Here is a 15,327-nt window from a genome sequence, read left to right as displayed (position 1 = left end):
CACGTCCGCGCGCCGGGGACTTGCGGGCCGGGGCGGCCTGCGGTGATGGCGATGCCTCTGCGAACAGATCGCGTTGCGGCTCCGGCGGGCCGATGCCGGCCAGCAGCGCGGCGAGCTGTTCGCGCGCATCGCGCAGCGGGTCGCGCATCAGGAAGTTCGCCATGCGTGCATGCCAGTCCGGCCAGCGCACCGCAAGGCGGTCCATGTCGCCCTCGCACGAGCTGCCCTCGCGCGGGCGCGCGACGAACGCCGATTCGCACAGGACATTGCGCCAGCCCAGTCCCGACAGCCGCAACGACAGGTCGATCAGCGCGGCGTACCAGGAGCCGTAACTGGCGGCGTCGAGCCCGCCGACGCGGCGCCGGGCGCTGCCGCGCAGCACTACCGCATGTCCGACCGCCGACGGCAGTTCGGGATGGATCGCCGGCATCGCCGCGGCGGCGCGCGCCAGCCGCTGCGGCTCGCGGGGCGTGGCCGCGATCTCGCCGATGCGCGGCCAGGCCGCGGCCTCGCCGGCATTGCACCACGACGTGGCCGAGGCGATCGCGCCATCGCGCGCCAGGCATGCGCCGAGGCGCTCGAGCCACCCCGGAAGCGGCATCGCGTCGGCGGCGAGTACGGCGACGTCGGCATCACCGCAGGCGGCAAGCACTTCGTCCAGGTGCGCGACCGGGCCGACGCCACGCTGGCGCCGGGTGTAGTCGGCCTTGAGTGCGGTGCGCGCCATCCACTGTTCGATCACGGCGTAGCCGCGCGGGCCGGCCTGGGCGTCGTCGGCCAGCCAGACGCGGGTGCCGGCCGGCGTCGCGGATTCCAGCGCCGCCAGACAGGCGTCCAGCGCAGCGTCGTCGACTCCGACTGGCACCACCACGATCGGCAGCTGCGTCTCGGGGGGCCGCGTGCGGGGCGCGGCCGCGGGCTGCGTCGACATGCCCGCGGATGGCGCTGCAAACGCCGCGGACGTCCCCGGTCGCGGCGCGGCAAGCGGCATGGACATGCCCGGGGGCGACGCCGCAAGCGGCATGGACATGCCCGGGCGCGGTGCCGCAAGCGGCACCGCGGCGGAAAGCTCAGCCGTACCCGGTGTCACCACGCCCCCTGTCACCCCAGTGTCGCCCTTCGATCAGTCGGAGCGGGCCGGGTTCAACGGCTCCATCGCGCGGAACCGGCGTCCGTATTCGTCGGTCAGGTCGCGCGCTTCCTGCGGGTTGCGCACGATGGTCGGGGTCAGCAGCACGATCACTTCGTTGCGATCAGTGCGAGTGGACTGGGTGCCGAACAGGCCGCCGATGATCGGGATCCGGCTCAGCCCCGGGAAACCCGACGAGCCGCGGGTGACGCCGTCGCTGATCAGGCCGGCCAGCATCACCGTATCCCCGCTCTGGATCGCGGCCTCGGTCTTGAGCCGGCGGGTGTCGATGCGCACGTTGCGCTGCCCGGCTTCGCGCGGACCCGGCGAACTGACCTCCTGCACGATGTCCAGGAACACCATGCCGTCCTGGGTCACGCGTGGGCGCACCTTGAGGATCACGCCGGTTTCCAGGTACTGGACCTGGCTGAAGCTGGCGTCGCCGCCCAGCCCCGGATTGACCGTGACCGACTCGATCGGGATGTTGCTGCCGACGTTGAGCTCGGCCTCGGCGTTGTTGCGCACCACCACCGACGGCGTCTGCAGCAGCTGCAGGTCGGTGACCTGGTCGAGCGCGCTGATGATCGAGGCGGCATTGCGGCCGAGGAAGGTCCAGGCCAATCCCGCTGGGTCTCCGGCCGCGGACTGCACGCTGCCGGCCAGGGTGCTCCAGGTGTCGCGGCCGACCGCGCTGGGCAGGCCGGCGTCGGTGACGGCGCGCTCGAAGTACCAGTTCACGCCGTATTCCAGCGCGCCGCTGAGCTGTACCTCGACCACCTGCGCCTCGATATGCACCTGCATCGGCATCACGTCGAGCTGCTCGATGACGTCCCTGATCGAGCGCCATGCCTGGGGGGTGGCGCGCACCAGCAGGGCGTTGGTTTCCTCCACCGCCGATACGCCGACGCGGTCGCCATCGACGTCCAGGCTGACGCTGCCGCTGCCTTCGCGCTCCTGATTCAGCGAAAACTCCCCGCTGCCGAGGCCGCCACCGGCGGCGCCGCCGGTCTGGCCACTGCGCCCGAAGCTGGCGCTGCGCCCGCCGCTGTCACCGCTGCGCAGTTCGACCGGATCCAGGCCCGGCATCAGCGAAGGCGCTCGCCCGCCGTCTTCTTCGCCGCGCCCGGTCGAGCTGCCGAACACCTCGGCCAGCTGATCGGCCAGGTCGCGTGCCTTGATGTATTTGAGCTCGTAGGAAAACAGCTGGGCACTGCCGCCGGCGCCGTCGATGCGCTCCAGCCACTGCTGGATGTTGTCCAGGTAATCGGGCTGCGGAGTGATCACCAGTACGGCATTGGCGCCCTCCAGCGGCATGAAGCGGAACATGCCGGAGACCGGCGATCCGCTTTCCTCGCCGAAGACCTTCTCCAGGTCTTCCACCACCCGGGTGGCCTTGCCCGAGCGCAACGGGAACACGCCGACCGACATGCCCGAGAGCCAGTCGACATCGAAGATCTCGATGGTGCGCAGGTAGTTCTCCAACTCGGCACTGGTGCCGGCGATGCTGATGACGTTGCGCGCGTTGTTGGTGCTGACGATCGCGTTTGGCCGCGCGTACGGCTCCAGCACCTTGGCCATCTCCTCGGCGGAGATGTAGCGCAGCGGCACCGTGCGCACCTCGAAGCCGCGCGCGGTGGTGGCCGGGCCGGTGCGCGGGGCGACGTTGCCGGCGAGTGCCTGGTCGGCCGGGACGATGTTGTAACGCCCGCCGCTGTAGAGCATGCGCGCGTTGTTCCAGCCCAGCACCATCTCCAGCAGGTGGATCGCGCCGGCCGAGCTGACCGGCTGCGGCGTCGCCAGCGTCACCGTGCCCTGCACCTGCGGCGCGATCACGTAGTTTTGCCCGAGCATGTCGCCCAGGATTGCCTTGACCACCGCGTGCAGCGATTCGCCTTCGAAATTGAAGGTCGCCGCGCCAGTGCTGGCGGGCAGGCCGGACCGCGGCTCGGCGGCGGCGTCGCGGTTGATCACCTGCCCGGTGCCGCGGCGGATCTGCGGGGTCAGCCCGTTGTCCTCCGGCTCGAGCGGCTCGGCCTGCACGCCCTCCCCAGCCACCGCGGGCCCCTCGCCGGTGGCGGCTGCCTCGTTGCGCTGCAGGGCAGCCGGATCGGCGCCGCGCCGCACGCTCGGCACCGGGGTGCTGACGCACGAGGCGAGCAGCGTGCCGGCGACCAGCGCCAGCAGCAGGCGCTGCAGCGCGGCGCAGCCAGCTCTCGTGCGTGACGCCATGTCCGACGGCAGCAGGCTGGACGACGGCAGGCTGACCGGCGACACGAGGGCGTGGCGGGCGCCACGGGCGCGGAGCTGTGGGGATCGATTCATTGCATGCACTCTACTGGCTCTTGGCCGGCGGTCGCGGCGAGTTCCGGGGTTGTGGCGGTGTCGGTTGGGGCGTCTGCTGTGGCGCCTGCATGCGCAACTGGTCGCGGCGGGCCTGGATACGCTGGCGGATCGCTTCCATCTGCGCCTGGTCGGTCGATGGCGCGTCGGCGCCGGGCGATGCGGCATCCTCGGCGGCATCGGGGGCGCGTTCGGGCGAGGCGGAGTCCTGCGCCGCATCCGCCGCGCGCGATGGCACCGGCGGCCGGATCGGCAGGTCAGTGCGCGCACGCCCGGGGGCTTCCCGCGAGACCGCGGTCGGAGCCTGCCCGCCGACGCCGTCGTAGACCCGCAGCTCCAGCTCGTGCCGGCCCTCGGGGCCTTCGAACACCGCACTGCGGGGCTCCAGCGCGATCAGGCGCCAGGCCGGATGCGATTCGGGCGCCTGGTCCAGCCTGACCCGTACCGACTCGCCGCCGTCGGGCGATTGCAGGATCGCCAGCTTGACCCGCGGGCTGATCAGCACGCTGGTCAGCACGTAGTCGAACTCGCCGGCAGCGGCACCGTCGTCGCCCTGCAGCAGGAACGGCCGCGGCTGGCGGTCCCGTGCGAACAATGGGCGCGCGCCGATCTCGCTGTACTGGGTGGGCGGCCCCAGAGGGCTCACCGAGGCGGCCGGCATGCCCGGCAATGGCCGCAACAGGCTGGCGTCATCGTCCAGCGGCGCGACCCGCCCGCCCATGCCGACCAGCGCCAGCACCCAGGCGATTACCGCCCAGCCGGCGACCGCAGCCAGTAGCCAGGTGCGCGAGCTCGCATCTTCAATCCGCACGCGGGACCTCCACGCTGGGGCGCAGGTAGCCGTAGAGGTCGAAGGTGACTTCCAGGCCGCCATCGCCGGTCGGCGCGCCGGCGCCGGCGCCGGCGCCGGGCGAGAAGTACATGCGCTGCGCCAGGATGTTGAGGTTGTCGACGAACAGCCGCGGCGTGCCGCTTTCCAGCGAATGCAGCACCGCGGCGAGTTCCGGGTTGCCGCAGCGCATGCGCACCTGCACGGTGATGCGGGTGTAACGCTGGCCCGTGCGGGGCTGCAGCGGCGAGCGGTTGGTGATCGCGCAACTGCGGTTGCCCGGGCTGGCCTGCTGCACCACCGTTTCCAGACGCTGGATCAGCGCGGCGGTGGCGAGCTGGGCATTGGCTTCGGGCAGGAAGCCGGGGCCGCTGGTCTGCTGCTGGCGCAGCTGCTCGAGCCGCTCGCTCACGGCGGGGGCCTGCTGCAGTTGCATGCGCAGGCGCAACTCGCGCTGCTGCAGGGCATCGATGCGCTGGTTCTCGGCCCGCATCGGGACGGTCCACCATGGATGCACCAGCAACGCATAAGCCAGCGCCAGCGCGGCCAGCAGCAGGCCGAGTGCGAGCCAGCGGTCGCGATCAGCGGGTTGCACTTGCATCGGGCGCACCTCCGCGGGCTGCGGCGGCCGGGGCCGGCGTGGTGCGCCCGAGTTCGGCGGTCAGGGTGAAGCGGTCACGGCCGCTGCTCGGGTCCGGCTGCAGCGCCCCGGCCAGCGCCGGCGAGCGCCACAATTCGGAGCCCTGCAGCCGGCCGATCAGCGCTGGCGCCTCGTTGCTCAGGCCGATCAGCGTCAGCCGCTGGTCCTCGAGCGAGAGTTTCTCCAGATAGGTGCCGTCGGGCAGGCGCCGGGCGAGTTCGTCGAGCACCTCGACCGCGCTCGGCCGCGCCGTACGGGCGCTGTCGAGGAATACCTGGCCTTCGATCAGATCGATCAGCTGCTGGCGCTGCGCTGCGGCGCGGCGGCCGGTATCGGCCTTGGCGGCGATCAGCTGCTCGAATGCGTCGGCTGCGTCGCGCCGGTTGGCCAGCACCTGGCCCAGCATGGCGGCGCAGGCGACCAGTGCGGCCGCGGCAAGCGCCCAGTTCCAGCGCAGCCACGGGTCGCGGCGGCGGCGGCGCCGATCCGGCGCCAGCAGGTTGACTGCCAGTGGCGCGCCATCGGCCCCGGCGACATCGATGCCCGACAACGTCGCGGCCAGCGGCCCCAGTGCGGCCAGCGGGGGATCGATCGCGGTGCGCGGCACCGCGACCAGCTCGACGTCGAGCTGGCCATCGCTTTCGCGCCGCCCGAGCACGCGCGCGTCGAATGCGACGGCGTCGGCGCTGAACGGCGTCTGCCGGTCGATCTCGAATCCGATCACGTCGCGCAAGCGGTCGGCGGCGGCGGCCGGCAGGGTCAGCCGGCGACGCAGGCTGCTGCCGGCCGGCAGCAGCAGCCAGCGCGGCAGTGTGGCCACGCGCGGCGCCAGCAGGCCGGCGAGCGGGTCGTAGGGAAATTCGTTCGGGTCGGCGCGGAGGTGGTCGGCGCGGGCGCGGTCGGTACGGCTGGCCTCGGAGCGAGCGCGGTCCAGGCGGGCGTCGGTCCGGCCGGACTCGAACCCGTCGGCGTTGGCGGCGGCCGCCAACCCGGGCACCTGGCCAAGATCGATCAGGCTCTCGCCCTGCTGCAGGCGCAGTTGCACGGTGTCGGCCTCGACCTGCAACAGCAGGCGGCCGCGATCGAGCCCGAGCACCTGGCGCAGGCGCAGCGGCAGCCACGATGCCAGCGCACGGCCCCACCAGCCGAAGAACCCGCGCGCAGCTCCGCCCGCACCCGGCCCGAGCCGGGCTCCGATCGAACCGAAGCGGTCACGCAACCCTGTCATCGCGGCGAAGCTCCTTCCTCCCAACGTAACGCGGTGTATGCCATTCCCGGCACGGCGCTTCCGCCCGCACGCACGACGACCCGCAGCACCGACTCGCGGCCGTTGGTCAGCCGCGCCCGGCTCTCGATACTATACGTTCCGCTGCGGCTGCCCATCAGTGCCTCGATCGGCAGCCCACCTGCGCCGGGCACGCCGGGCAGGCCGGTGACCGGGTCGACACGCATGCGCTGCTCCACCACGGCCGCGCCATCCATGCCCATCGCATCGAGCACCTCAGCCGGGGCAAACGCAGGATCGGGCTGGCCGCGGCCGCTGTAGACGGTGACGTGCGGCTCGACCAACGCATACAGCTCCGGGGTGAAGCCGAGCACCAGCTCGAGTTCGGCGATGCTCTCGAACGGGGCATCCTTGGCGCCATAAGGCAGCCCGGCCGATGCGTAGTCGGCGTCCTCGGCGCCGCCACCGGGCTGGGTCAGCGGGTCCAGGTCGCGCCAGTCGACGATGGCGCCGGCCAGACGCTCGGCGACGGCCTGCTCGGCACCGACCGCGCGCAGCAGGCCGCTCAGCAGGGGCGCGGCGCCCTGGTTGAGATCGACCTTGCCGCTCTCGTCCACCAGCGTCACCTCGACCTTGGCGCCGCCGTACTCCCACAGATGCGGCCGCCCGTCGGGCTGCCATTGCCACTGCGGATCCTCGAGCGCAACCCGGGTCAGCGCGTATTCGACGCCGGCGCGCGCCGCGCCCGAGGCCACCACGCCGCTGACCAGCACCCGCCCCTGCAGGGCCTCGATCCGCGCCGACAGCGCGAAACCGCCGACCAGCGCGGTCAACAGGGTGATCAGCCACAGCACCAGCAACAATGCAGCCCCGCGTTGTGCCTCAGCGGCTGCGCCGGCGCACGCGGCACCGTGCACGCGCGCGCCGCTCACAGCGAGCCCCCGAACATGCCGCCGGCGGTACCGGCCGCCTGCGGCAGCGTGACTACCAGCGGCGGCCAGGCGCGGCCGTCCTGGTCGGTCAGGGTGACCTCGACCAGCAGCGGCAACTGCTCGACTGTCTCCCAGCGCTCCTGCCATTCGCCGACCCCGCCCTCGCCATCGAGCGAGCGGTAGCGGAAGCTGGCCGACGCCAGGTCCTCGACCAGCACCTCCGGTTCCCGCGGCTGGTTTTCCTCGATCACCTCTCCGGCCTGCACCATCGACAGCGTCAGCATGATCCGGGCCCCGCCATCGGCGCCGGGCTCGATGTTGAAATCGTGCAGGTAGGGCCCGCCGCGACCGAGATAGTTGGGCAGGTCGGCGACGAAGCGCATGCGCGTGGGCTCGCCGATGAAACGCTGCGGCAGCGTGGTGTCGCGGTCGCTGCCAAATGCGATCGACCGCGCCGCGGTGAGGCGCGCGCGCATGAAGCCGTAGACCGCGCGTTCGCGCTCGCTGTGCTGCGCCATCGCCTCGCCGCGGGTGACGGTGCGGGTCGCGGCGGTGAGCGTGGCGAACGCCAGCGCCAGGCCGGCGGCCAGCAACACCGTCGCCAACAGCACCTCGATCAGCGTGAAGCCCCGCCCGGCAGCAATACCCGGCCCCACGCGAACAATGCCGTCGGCACGGCCTGCGCTAGTGAATCGCCGACGCCTGCTCTCCGCTCCACCCACGCAACCGCCCGCCCGCACTCCACGCCCGATTTTGCATCGACGCGAGATGTCCACAAGCCGCTTCAAAGCGCACCCCAGTCCTGCAATCCCGGCTGCACCATGCGCAGGCTGCGCAGCGCCAGTCGCTCGCCGCTGCCGCCATCGCCCCACTCCACCGCGAGCGAGAGCTCATAAAGCTGCGGCGCCGAGCCCGCCAGCGGCTGCGGCCCCTCCGGCGGCAGCGACGGGTCGTTCCACGGGGCGATGTCGAGGATCCAGCGGTAACGACCATCCTCGAACTCGCCACGGCGCTCACCGGGCTCGAGCGGCTCGGTGATCCCGACCTGGTCGAGCAGTGATTGCGCATGCAGCGCCGCGCGCCCGGCATCGCCGGACCAGCGCACCTGTCGCGCCGAGCCCGACAGCGTCCCCAGCAGCAGGGTCAGCGCCAGCGCGAGCAGCGCGAAGGCGACGATCACCTCGATCAGGGTGTAGCCGGTCTGCAGCCGGGACCGGGGACCGGGGACCGGGGGCCGGGAAAGGCGGGACTCGGGACTTGGGAAGGTCAATGGCAACAGCGAACACGGAGGCGGAGGCGGAGGCAAAAAATTCATCCGCGCGCGGGATGGCATGCCTGCAGCGCTGCCGCTTTCCCCGGGTCCCTGGTCCCCGGTCCCCGGCCCCGGCTTCACCGCGCCACCTCGGCCCGCCGCAGCCGAACTTCGCCAGTCAGCCACGCCACATCGATGTTCCATGCCGCGTTGTCGCGGTTGAGCTGGATGCGCCCGCCGGTGGCCGCGCCGTCCTCGAAGAACATGATCGAGCCCTGCCCGCGCGTCGGCTGCACTTCACGCGCACCGGTGAAGACGATCCCCAGCGACTCCGGCAGCTCGCCGCTGTGGCCGCCGGGGGCCTCCCAGCGCCGGGTCTGCGGGTCGATCACGAACTGCTGCGGCTCGCCGGTGGCCAGCGCCTGGGTGCGGGTGTAGCGCAGTTGGGATGCGATTTCCTTGGCGCTGGCGCGCAGCTGCATGCCGGCAAAACCGCCGCCGAACGCGGCCGCCGCGATCGCGCTGGCCGCGGCGATCAGCATCACCACCAGCAGCATTTCGATCAGCGAGACGCCGCGGACAGTGTTCGGCAGCCGTGGCCCCGCGATCGACGCGCTGCGGGGCGGCGTCACGCCACGCGCGGGCCAAAGGCTGTGGACGCGGCATCCCATCTGGGCCTACTCGTAGCGGATGTCGGCGTCGATGCTGGTGCCGCCGACCTGGCCGTCCTTGCCCAGGATGATCAGGTCGAATGCGCCGGTCTCACCGGGGGCGCGGTACTCGATCGGATTGCCCCACGGGTCCTGCAGCTCGCTGGCGCGGGCGTACGGGCCCAGCCAGCCCGGCGCATCGCCGGGATCGGTCACCAACTGGTCCAGCGAGTCCGGCACCCGGCCGGTGTCCATCTGGAACGACTCGACCTTCTGCGCCAGCGTCATCACCTGCGACTTGGCCAGGTTGGCCTTGGCGCGGTCCGCGCCGCCGAGCACACGACTGCCGACGAACGTCAGCACCGCGCCGATCAGCACGATGACGATGATGATCTCGATCAGGCTCATGCCGGCCTGGCGCGCGGCGGAAGGGGAACGGGTCAGTGATCGGTTTTTCATTGCGGTTGGTTCCTGTGAGTCGCTCGTTGTGCGGGCTGCAAGTCGCTCGCTGCGCGAGCTGTAAGGCGGACGCTGCGCGGCCCTTGTGAGCAGTCAGCAGAAGCGCGAATGCCTAGTACCTCTACTCCTTACCTCTTACCTCTTACCTCTTACCTCTTACCTGCTACTACTTACTGCTTCCTAGCCGATCACTTCGGTCAAGCCGTAGATCGGCATCAGGATCGCCATCACCACCAGGCCGACCACCACCGCCAGTACCACCGTCACCAGCGGCACCAACGCCGCCAACATGCGGTCCAGCGCCGAGGAGGTCTCCTGGTCGAAGGTATCGGCGGTCTTCAGCAGCATCGCATCCATGGCGCCGGACTCCTCGCCGACCTGGATCATCTGCAGCGCGAGCCGCGGGAAGCGCTTGCCCTTGCCAAGCGCGGTCGACAACGCCACGCCGTTCTTGACTTCGTCGGCCGCGACCTCGACGTCCGCGGCCAGCACGCGGTTGCCCAGCACGTTGCGCCCGATCGCAAGCGCCGCCATCAGCGGCACGCCGTTGCGCACCAGCGTGCCGAGCGTACGCGCCAGCCGTGCGGTCTCGACCTTGGCAATCAGGCTGCCGGCGAACTTGCGCTTCAGCAACCAGCGGTCCAGCGCCTCGCGGAACACCGGATCGCGTCGCTTGCGATCGAACCACCACAGCGCCAGCACCGGCAACGCCAGCACCACGATCCACCAGTCGCGCACGAATATCCCGATCCACAGCACGATCTGGGTGAACAGCGGCAGCGGCGCATCCAGGCTCTCGTACATCTGCGCGAACTGCGGCACCACGTAACCGAGCAGGAACAACAAGCTCAGCCCGACCATCACCAGCAGGATCGCCGGGTAGATCAGCGCATTAAGCACACGGCCCTGTAGCGCGCGCGAACGCTCCAGGTAATCGGCCAATCGGGCGAGCGTCTCATGCAGGCTGCCACCGGCCTCGCCGGCCCGCACCATGTTGATGTACAGCCGCGAGAACGTGCCGTGCTGGCGCTCCAGCGCCGCCGACAAGGACGTGCCGCCGCGCACCGCATCGCGCACGTCGCTGACGGTACGCTTGGCCGCCTCGTCCTCGGGCAGTTCGAGCAGGATGGTCAGTGCGCGATCGAGCGGCTGGCCGGCACCGAGCAGGATGGCCAGCTGCTGGGTGAACTGCACCAGCCGCGCCCCGGCGAACGGCTTGGCCTTGAACAGGCTGCGCCAGCTCGCCGCGCCGCCGCCCTCGCTGGCCAGCCGGGCCTCGACCGGAAGATGGCCCTGGTCCTGCAGCCGCACGACCACCTCGGCGTCGGTCGCGGCCTCCATCTGGCCGTCGAGCATCTCGCCGCGCGAGTTCAGTGCCTTGTAGGTGTAGAGGGGCATCAGGAGGCTCGGGACCGGGGACCCGGGACCCGGGACCCGGGAGAATCAAAAGCAAAAACCGGGATGCGCACCCGCTTTTCCCGGGTCCCCGGTCCCCGGTCCCCGGTCCCGGCCTCAAGCATCTTCCGTCACCCGCAGCACTTCCTCGATCGTGGTCTCCCCGGCCAGTGCCTTGACGATGCCGTCCTCGTACATCGTGCGCATGCCGGCCCCGCGGGCGATCTGCTCCAGCTCGCCCATGCCGGCGTGGCGCATCACCGCGCGCCGCAGCTCGTCGTTCATGACCAGGAACTCCATGATCGTGGTGCGGCCCAGGTATCCGGTCGGCGCGATCACCGAGGTGCGCGGGTGGTACAGGAAGATCTCGCCCTCGGGCTGGAACCGGCGCAGGCCGAACTTCTCGATCTCTTCCGGCGAGGCCGGGTACTTCTCGGCGTGGACTGGCTCGAGCCTGCGCACCAGTCGCTGGGCAAGGATGCCGTTGACCGTGGAGGTCAGCAGGTAGTCCTCCACGCCCATGTCCAGCAGGCGGGTGATGCCGCCGGCGGCGTTGTTGGTGTGCAGCGTCGACAGCACCAGGTGGCCGGTAAGCGCGGACTGGATCGCGATGCGCGCGGTCTCCAGGTCGCGCATCTCGCCGATCATGATGATGTCGGGGTCCTGCCGCACGATTGAGCGCAGCGCGTGGGCAAAGTCGAGCCCGATCTGCGGCTTGGCCTGGATTTGGTTGATGCCCTCGATCTGGTATTCGACCGGATCCTCGACCGTGATGATCTTGACGTCGGCGGTGTTGAGCTTGCTCAGCGCGGTGTACAGCGTGGTGGTCTTGCCCGAGCCGGTCGGCCCGGTCACCAGCAGGATGCCGTGCGGCTGCTCGAGCACCTTCTGGAACTGCGGCAGGAACTCGTCGGTGAAGCCGAGCCGGTAGAAGTCCAGCACCACCGTCTCGCGGTCGAGCAGGCGCATCACCACCGACTCGCCGTGCGCGGTCGGCATCGTGCTCACGCGCAGGTCGAGCTCGCGGCCCTGCACGCGCAGCATGATGCGGCCGTCCTGCGGCAGGCGGCGCTCGGCGATGTTGAGCTTGGCCATGATCTTGACCCGGCTGATCACCGCCGCGGTCAGGTTGGCCGGCGGGCTTTCGCCCTCGGTCAGCACGCCGTCGACGCGGTAGCGCACCTTGAGCCGGTTCTCGAAGGGTTCGATATGGATGTCGGACGCGCGCAACTCCACTGCGCGCTGGATCACCAGGTTGACCAGCCGGATTACCGGCGCTTCGGAGGCGAGATCGCGCAGGTGCTCGACGTCATCGAGATCGCTGCCCTCGCCCTCGGCGGTCTCCACGATCGCGCCCATGGCGCTGCGGCCCTGGCCATACCAGCGCTCGATCAGGTCGTCGATTTCCGAGCGCACCGCGACCTTGACGATCACCGGCCGCTGCATGGCCAGCCGCACCGCGTCGGTGGTGTAGTCATCCTGCGGGTCGGCCATCAGCACCTCGACCGCGGCGTCGGTCTCGTGGCGCGGGCAGACGTGGAACTGCTTCATGAACTTGACCGTCAGCCCGACTCCTTCGGGCGGCATTTCCGGCGCGTCCTTGGCGCTGACCAGCGGCAGGTCGAGCACCGCCGCGACAGCCTCGGCGTGATCGCGCTCCGACACCAGGCCGAGCCGCGCGAGCAGACCCAGCAGGCTACCGCCGGTCTCCTCCTGCAGGCGCCGCGCGCGCACCAGGTCGGGCTCCTTGAGCCGGCCCTTGGCAAGCAGCGCATCGACGATGCCGGTCTCGACACTGTCGCCCACAGCTGCACCGGTATACAGCGCCTCGGCCATCGCTACGCTCATGCCTGTTTCCCAAGAGGTCGTCGACTTTAGCAGCACAACGGTCGGGCCGGAGTCATGCGGTCAGGCGCCGGGCCCGGCTTCGTTCACACGCGACAGTCGCGCAGGAGATACCACGCAAGAACCGGCCCGGCATGTCGCAGCAGCGGCATGCCGGGCCCGAGTGTTCCGATCATCACAGCCGTTGGCCTACTTGATCGTGTAGCTCATCGTGGCGGCCTGGATCGCCAGCTCCGCACCTGCGCACGCGAGGTTCGGCTCCAGCATCGCGGCGGTGAACAGGAACCCGTCTGCGGGCAGATCATCGACGTGGAGGTCGCGGCGGGTGCCCATGTGCACCGTGGCCAGGAAGCTCTCGTTGCCGCCCAAAATCACGTTGTTGAGGCACAGCAGCTGCCCGTGCGGGGTGCCCATCGAGAACTCGTCGATGTTGAACGTGTCCGGATCGACGTTCACGCCGCCGCGGTAGGTGAACACCGCATTGCCGGGGTTGCCGGTGGGATTGGGGTTGGTAGCGAACGCCGGGTCCAGGTTGATGTCGAGGTCGAAGTTCTGCTCGGTCGCACAGGTGTTGACCACCAGCACGTTGTCGGAGAACTGCCCGAACGGGTTGGTCGCGGTGACCTTGCCGGCGTTCCTGCCGTTCTTGATAACCCCGACCTCGGTGGAATCGACCACGGTGGTCATGTCCTGGTCGGTCAGGAAGTTGTAGAAGCGCACGCATTCGGTCGGGTGCACCAGCTTCACCACCACCTTGATCTTGACGCTGGTGTTGACCTCCGAGCCTTGCGAGAACTGCAGGTTGGCCTCGATCTCCGAGCCGTCGTCGGTCGGGCACGGGTTGGCGGCCGAGCAGTGGGTGGTGATGGCGACGCTGGCCGGATCGAAGTCGCCCGGGCCGTTGCGCTGCTGGTTGCCCGGCGTCACCTCCACGCGCAGGTGCTGGCCGGTGCCGTTCTGGCCGGCTGTCACCGTCACCGGATAGTTGCTGTCGTTGCCCGGTTCGGCACTGTTGTCGACCAGGCGCTGGCCCAGCGCGAAGCTGCCGAAATCGGCCGTCCCGTCGGGAAACGCATGGGCGACGTAGTCGTAGCGCAGCACGATACTGGCATCGGAACTGAAGTCCCCTTCGGCCAATGGGGCCGACTGGCTGGTCAGCGACACGTGCTGGGGCAAGATGTCGGAGACGCTGACCTCGAGGTGATCCTTGCCGGCCCAGGCGGCCGTGGCGGTGGCCAACGAGGCGATGAAAAGCAGGCTGCGCAGCAGCCCGCGCGCCTTGCGGCGAGTGGTCGGTCGATTCATGGAAGTCCCCTGTAGCCAGCCCATCGAATCCTGACGACCTCGTCGCAAGGTGCGGGCGCCGGACTGGGGCGACGTCCGCGATCCACTGCTTTGTGATGCAGTTCACGCATTAAACGTGACGGCCGACATGAACAGGCCGTGCTGTAGCGCCGTCCGTCGGGCGGTACGCGCCGTCTACCGGCTGCATGGCGCGGCCGGCAGGGCCGGACCGGCGAATCCGTCCGTGGCGATGACCGGAGCAGCCCGCACCCGCGGACGCCCGGTCAGACCGGGGGATCACCCCATCCACACCCGGGCGTTGCGGAACATACGCAGCCACAGCGAATCCTCGCCCGTTCGCGTGGTGCCCAGCTCAGGTTGGCGATGCGCAGGGTCGGTTCGGGCTCGGCGTCGTGCGATCCGCGCGCGAGCCGTCGCTGATCCCTCACGCATCTCGCCCAATGCTGTTCCCCCCAATCGGAGAAGTGCCCATGAGAACCCGCCTATCACGGGCCGCAGCCACTTGGCTCACCCTGGCGTGCACGGCCGCCGCCATCTCCGCCGCCGGTGCCATAGAGCTCACCACCAATGCCAGCAACCCGGACGCCATCGAAGTTCCCGAGCAGGGCACCGGCTCGCTGTATCCCTCGCCGATCACCGTGAACGACCTGCGCGGCAACATCACCTCGGTCACCGTCACCCTCAACAGCCTGACGCACACCTACCCCGATGACCTGGAAGTGATGCTGCTCGCGCCAGGCGGTCAGCAGATCCGCCTGATGTCCGACGTCGGTGCCGGGGTCCGGATCGATCCGGTGACGCTCACCTTGAGCGATGCCTCCCACGCCAACGTCCCTCCGCGCAGCGAGATCACGTCCGGGACCTACCGGCCGACCGACTGGATCGAGGACAACTACGACTTTCCCGGCGTGGCCCCGGCGGACACGCCCAATCAGAAACTGGGCTCGCTCAACGGCGATGCCGACGCGCAGAACGGCGTGTGGAAGTTGTACGTGGCCGACAAAGGCCCCGGCGACGGCGGCGTGCTAGCTGGCGGCTGGACGCTGTCGATCAACCAGGATCTGTTCGTCTCGTGCGCGCAGGAGGGCTTCAGCGGCCGGCAGCTGAACCTGTGCCAGCGGATCTGCGAAGTCGACCAGCCCCCAGCCCGTTTGAGCGCGCTGATCAGGACCTACATGAGGGCCTACCGCAGCGCGCCGCCGTGTGACTGATCCACGTCGATGCGCCGCCCGGTCGCTGCGAAAGCAGCCGGGCAAATCGGCTCTACGCACCCAGCCGCCCCTGTAGGAGCGGCCCATGCTTGTAAAGGCACGGGCGCGACCGCGT

13 protein-coding genes and 1 pseudogene are annotated in these 15,327 nt (G+C 70.1%); 1 reads left to right on the top strand and 13 read right to left on the bottom strand.

The genetic code is table 11. The features are described 5' to 3' along the window. Positions 1-61: 61 nt before the first annotated feature. The 13 genes and pseudogenes from ACJQWM_RS01070 to ACJQWM_RS01010 form a co-directional block, all read right to left on the bottom strand. A pseudogene (locus ACJQWM_RS01070) lies at positions 62-931 on the bottom strand (glycosyltransferase); the annotation flags it as partial. Positions 932-1,123: 192 nt separating this feature from the next. Beyond that, positions 1,124-3,358 carry a type II secretion system secretin GspD gene (gene gspD, locus ACJQWM_RS01065; RefSeq protein WP_332707913.1) on the bottom strand — a complete coding sequence of 745 codons (2,235 nt, stop codon included), beginning with the start codon at positions 3,356-3,358 and terminating at the stop codon, positions 1,124-1,126. A 103-nt stretch (positions 3,359-3,461) separates the two neighbouring features. Then, entirely contained in the window at positions 3,462-4,280 is an 819-nt protein-coding gene (locus ACJQWM_RS01060; protein WP_332707907.1) for a type II secretion system protein, XpsN-like, read from the bottom strand. Further along, positions 4,270-4,899 (bottom strand): type II secretion system protein GspM, encoded by a 630-nt coding sequence (gene gspM, locus ACJQWM_RS01055; protein ID WP_332707909.1) that lies wholly within the window; start codon positions 4,897-4,899, stop codon positions 4,270-4,272. The genes ACJQWM_RS01060 and gspM overlap by 11 nt, the downstream gene beginning before the upstream one ends. Then, on the bottom strand, positions 4,880-6,166 hold the full coding sequence (locus ACJQWM_RS01050) for a PilN domain-containing protein (RefSeq protein ID WP_411306615.1): 1,287 nt from the start codon (positions 6,164-6,166) through the stop codon (positions 4,880-4,882). The genes gspM and ACJQWM_RS01050 overlap by 20 nt, the downstream gene beginning before the upstream one ends. Further along, positions 6,163-7,095 carry a type II secretion system minor pseudopilin gene (locus ACJQWM_RS01045; RefSeq protein ID WP_332705370.1) on the bottom strand — a complete coding sequence of 311 codons (933 nt, stop codon included), beginning with the start codon at positions 7,093-7,095 and terminating at the stop codon, positions 6,163-6,165. Before ACJQWM_RS01045 ends, ACJQWM_RS01050 begins: the two co-directional genes overlap by 4 nt. Further along, a complete protein-coding gene (locus ACJQWM_RS01040; RefSeq protein ID WP_411306635.1) occupies positions 7,092-7,760 on the bottom strand; it encodes a type II secretion system protein GspJ in 669 nt (222 codons plus the stop codon). The genes ACJQWM_RS01045 and ACJQWM_RS01040 overlap by 4 nt, the downstream gene beginning before the upstream one ends. A 119-nt stretch (positions 7,761-7,879) precedes the next feature. Then, positions 7,880-8,302 carry a type II secretion system protein XpsI gene (gene xpsI / locus ACJQWM_RS01035; protein WP_332705445.1) on the bottom strand — a complete coding sequence of 141 codons (423 nt, stop codon included), beginning with the start codon at positions 8,300-8,302 and terminating at the stop codon, positions 7,880-7,882. Between the two features lie 182 nt (positions 8,303-8,484). Further along, positions 8,485-8,979 (bottom strand): type II secretion system protein XpsH, encoded by a 495-nt coding sequence (gene xpsH, locus ACJQWM_RS01030; RefSeq protein WP_411306614.1) that lies wholly within the window; start codon positions 8,977-8,979, stop codon positions 8,485-8,487. Positions 8,980-9,024: 45 nt separating this feature from the next. Beyond that, positions 9,025-9,456 (bottom strand): type II secretion system major pseudopilin GspG, encoded by a 432-nt coding sequence (gene gspG / locus ACJQWM_RS01025; RefSeq protein WP_332705375.1) that lies wholly within the window; start codon positions 9,454-9,456, stop codon positions 9,025-9,027. Between the two features lie 180 nt (positions 9,457-9,636). After that, positions 9,637-10,854: a type II secretion system protein XpsF gene (gene xpsF / locus ACJQWM_RS01020; protein ID WP_332705378.1), complete on the bottom strand. Its 1,218-nt coding sequence runs from the start codon at positions 10,852-10,854 to the stop codon at positions 9,637-9,639. Between the two features lie 114 nt (positions 10,855-10,968). Further along, positions 10,969-12,687 carry a type II secretion system ATPase GspE gene (gspE, locus tag ACJQWM_RS01015; RefSeq protein ID WP_332705451.1) on the bottom strand — a complete coding sequence of 573 codons (1,719 nt, stop codon included), beginning with the start codon at positions 12,685-12,687 and terminating at the stop codon, positions 10,969-10,971. Positions 12,688-12,885: 198 nt separating this feature from the next. Beyond that, positions 12,886-14,001 (bottom strand): hypothetical protein, encoded by a 1,116-nt coding sequence (locus ACJQWM_RS01010; RefSeq protein WP_332705381.1) that lies wholly within the window; start codon positions 13,999-14,001, stop codon positions 12,886-12,888. 470 nt (positions 14,002-14,471) lie between these two features. Between ACJQWM_RS01010 and ACJQWM_RS01005 the strand changes: the two genes are divergently transcribed. Beyond that, positions 14,472-15,212 carry a hypothetical protein gene (locus ACJQWM_RS01005; protein WP_332705384.1) on the top strand — a complete coding sequence of 247 codons (741 nt, stop codon included), beginning with the start codon at positions 14,472-14,474 and terminating at the stop codon, positions 15,210-15,212. The last annotated feature ends 115 nt before the right edge of the window (positions 15,213-15,327 follow it).

The sequence above is a fragment of the Novilysobacter longmucuonensis genome, assembly GCF_046600735.1.
Classification (GTDB): domain Bacteria; phylum Pseudomonadota; class Gammaproteobacteria; order Xanthomonadales; family Xanthomonadaceae; genus Novilysobacter_A; species Novilysobacter_A longmucuonensis.
This window is presented reverse-complemented; position numbering and strand designations above follow the sequence as displayed.

Bases quoted from the DNA above. Each gene is read 5' to 3' on its own strand.
- gspD (WP_332707913.1), bottom strand. From the start codon at position 3,358: ATGGCGTCACGCACGAGAGCTGGCTGCGCCGCGCTGCAGCGCCTGCTG.
- gspM (WP_332707909.1), bottom strand. From the start codon at position 4,899: ATGCAAGTGCAACCCGCTGATCGCGACCGCTGGCTCGCACTCGGCCTG.
- ACJQWM_RS01050 (WP_411306615.1), bottom strand. From the start codon at position 6,166: ATGACAGGGTTGCGTGACCGCTTCGGTTCGATCGGAGCCCGGCTCGGG.
- gspG (WP_332705375.1), bottom strand. From the start codon at position 9,456: ATGAAAAACCGATCACTGACCCGTTCCCCTTCCGCCGCGCGCCAGGCC.
- xpsF (WP_332705378.1), bottom strand. From the start codon at position 10,854: ATGCCCCTCTACACCTACAAGGCACTGAACTCGCGCGGCGAGATGCTC.
- gspE (WP_332705451.1), bottom strand. From the start codon at position 12,687: ATGGCCGAGGCGCTGTATACCGGTGCAGCTGTGGGCGACAGTGTCGAG.
- ACJQWM_RS01010 (WP_332705381.1), bottom strand. From the start codon at position 14,001: ATGAATCGACCGACCACTCGCCGCAAGGCGCGCGGGCTGCTGCGCAGC.
- ACJQWM_RS01005 (WP_332705384.1), top strand. From the start codon at position 14,472: ATGAGAACCCGCCTATCACGGGCCGCAGCCACTTGGCTCACCCTGGCG.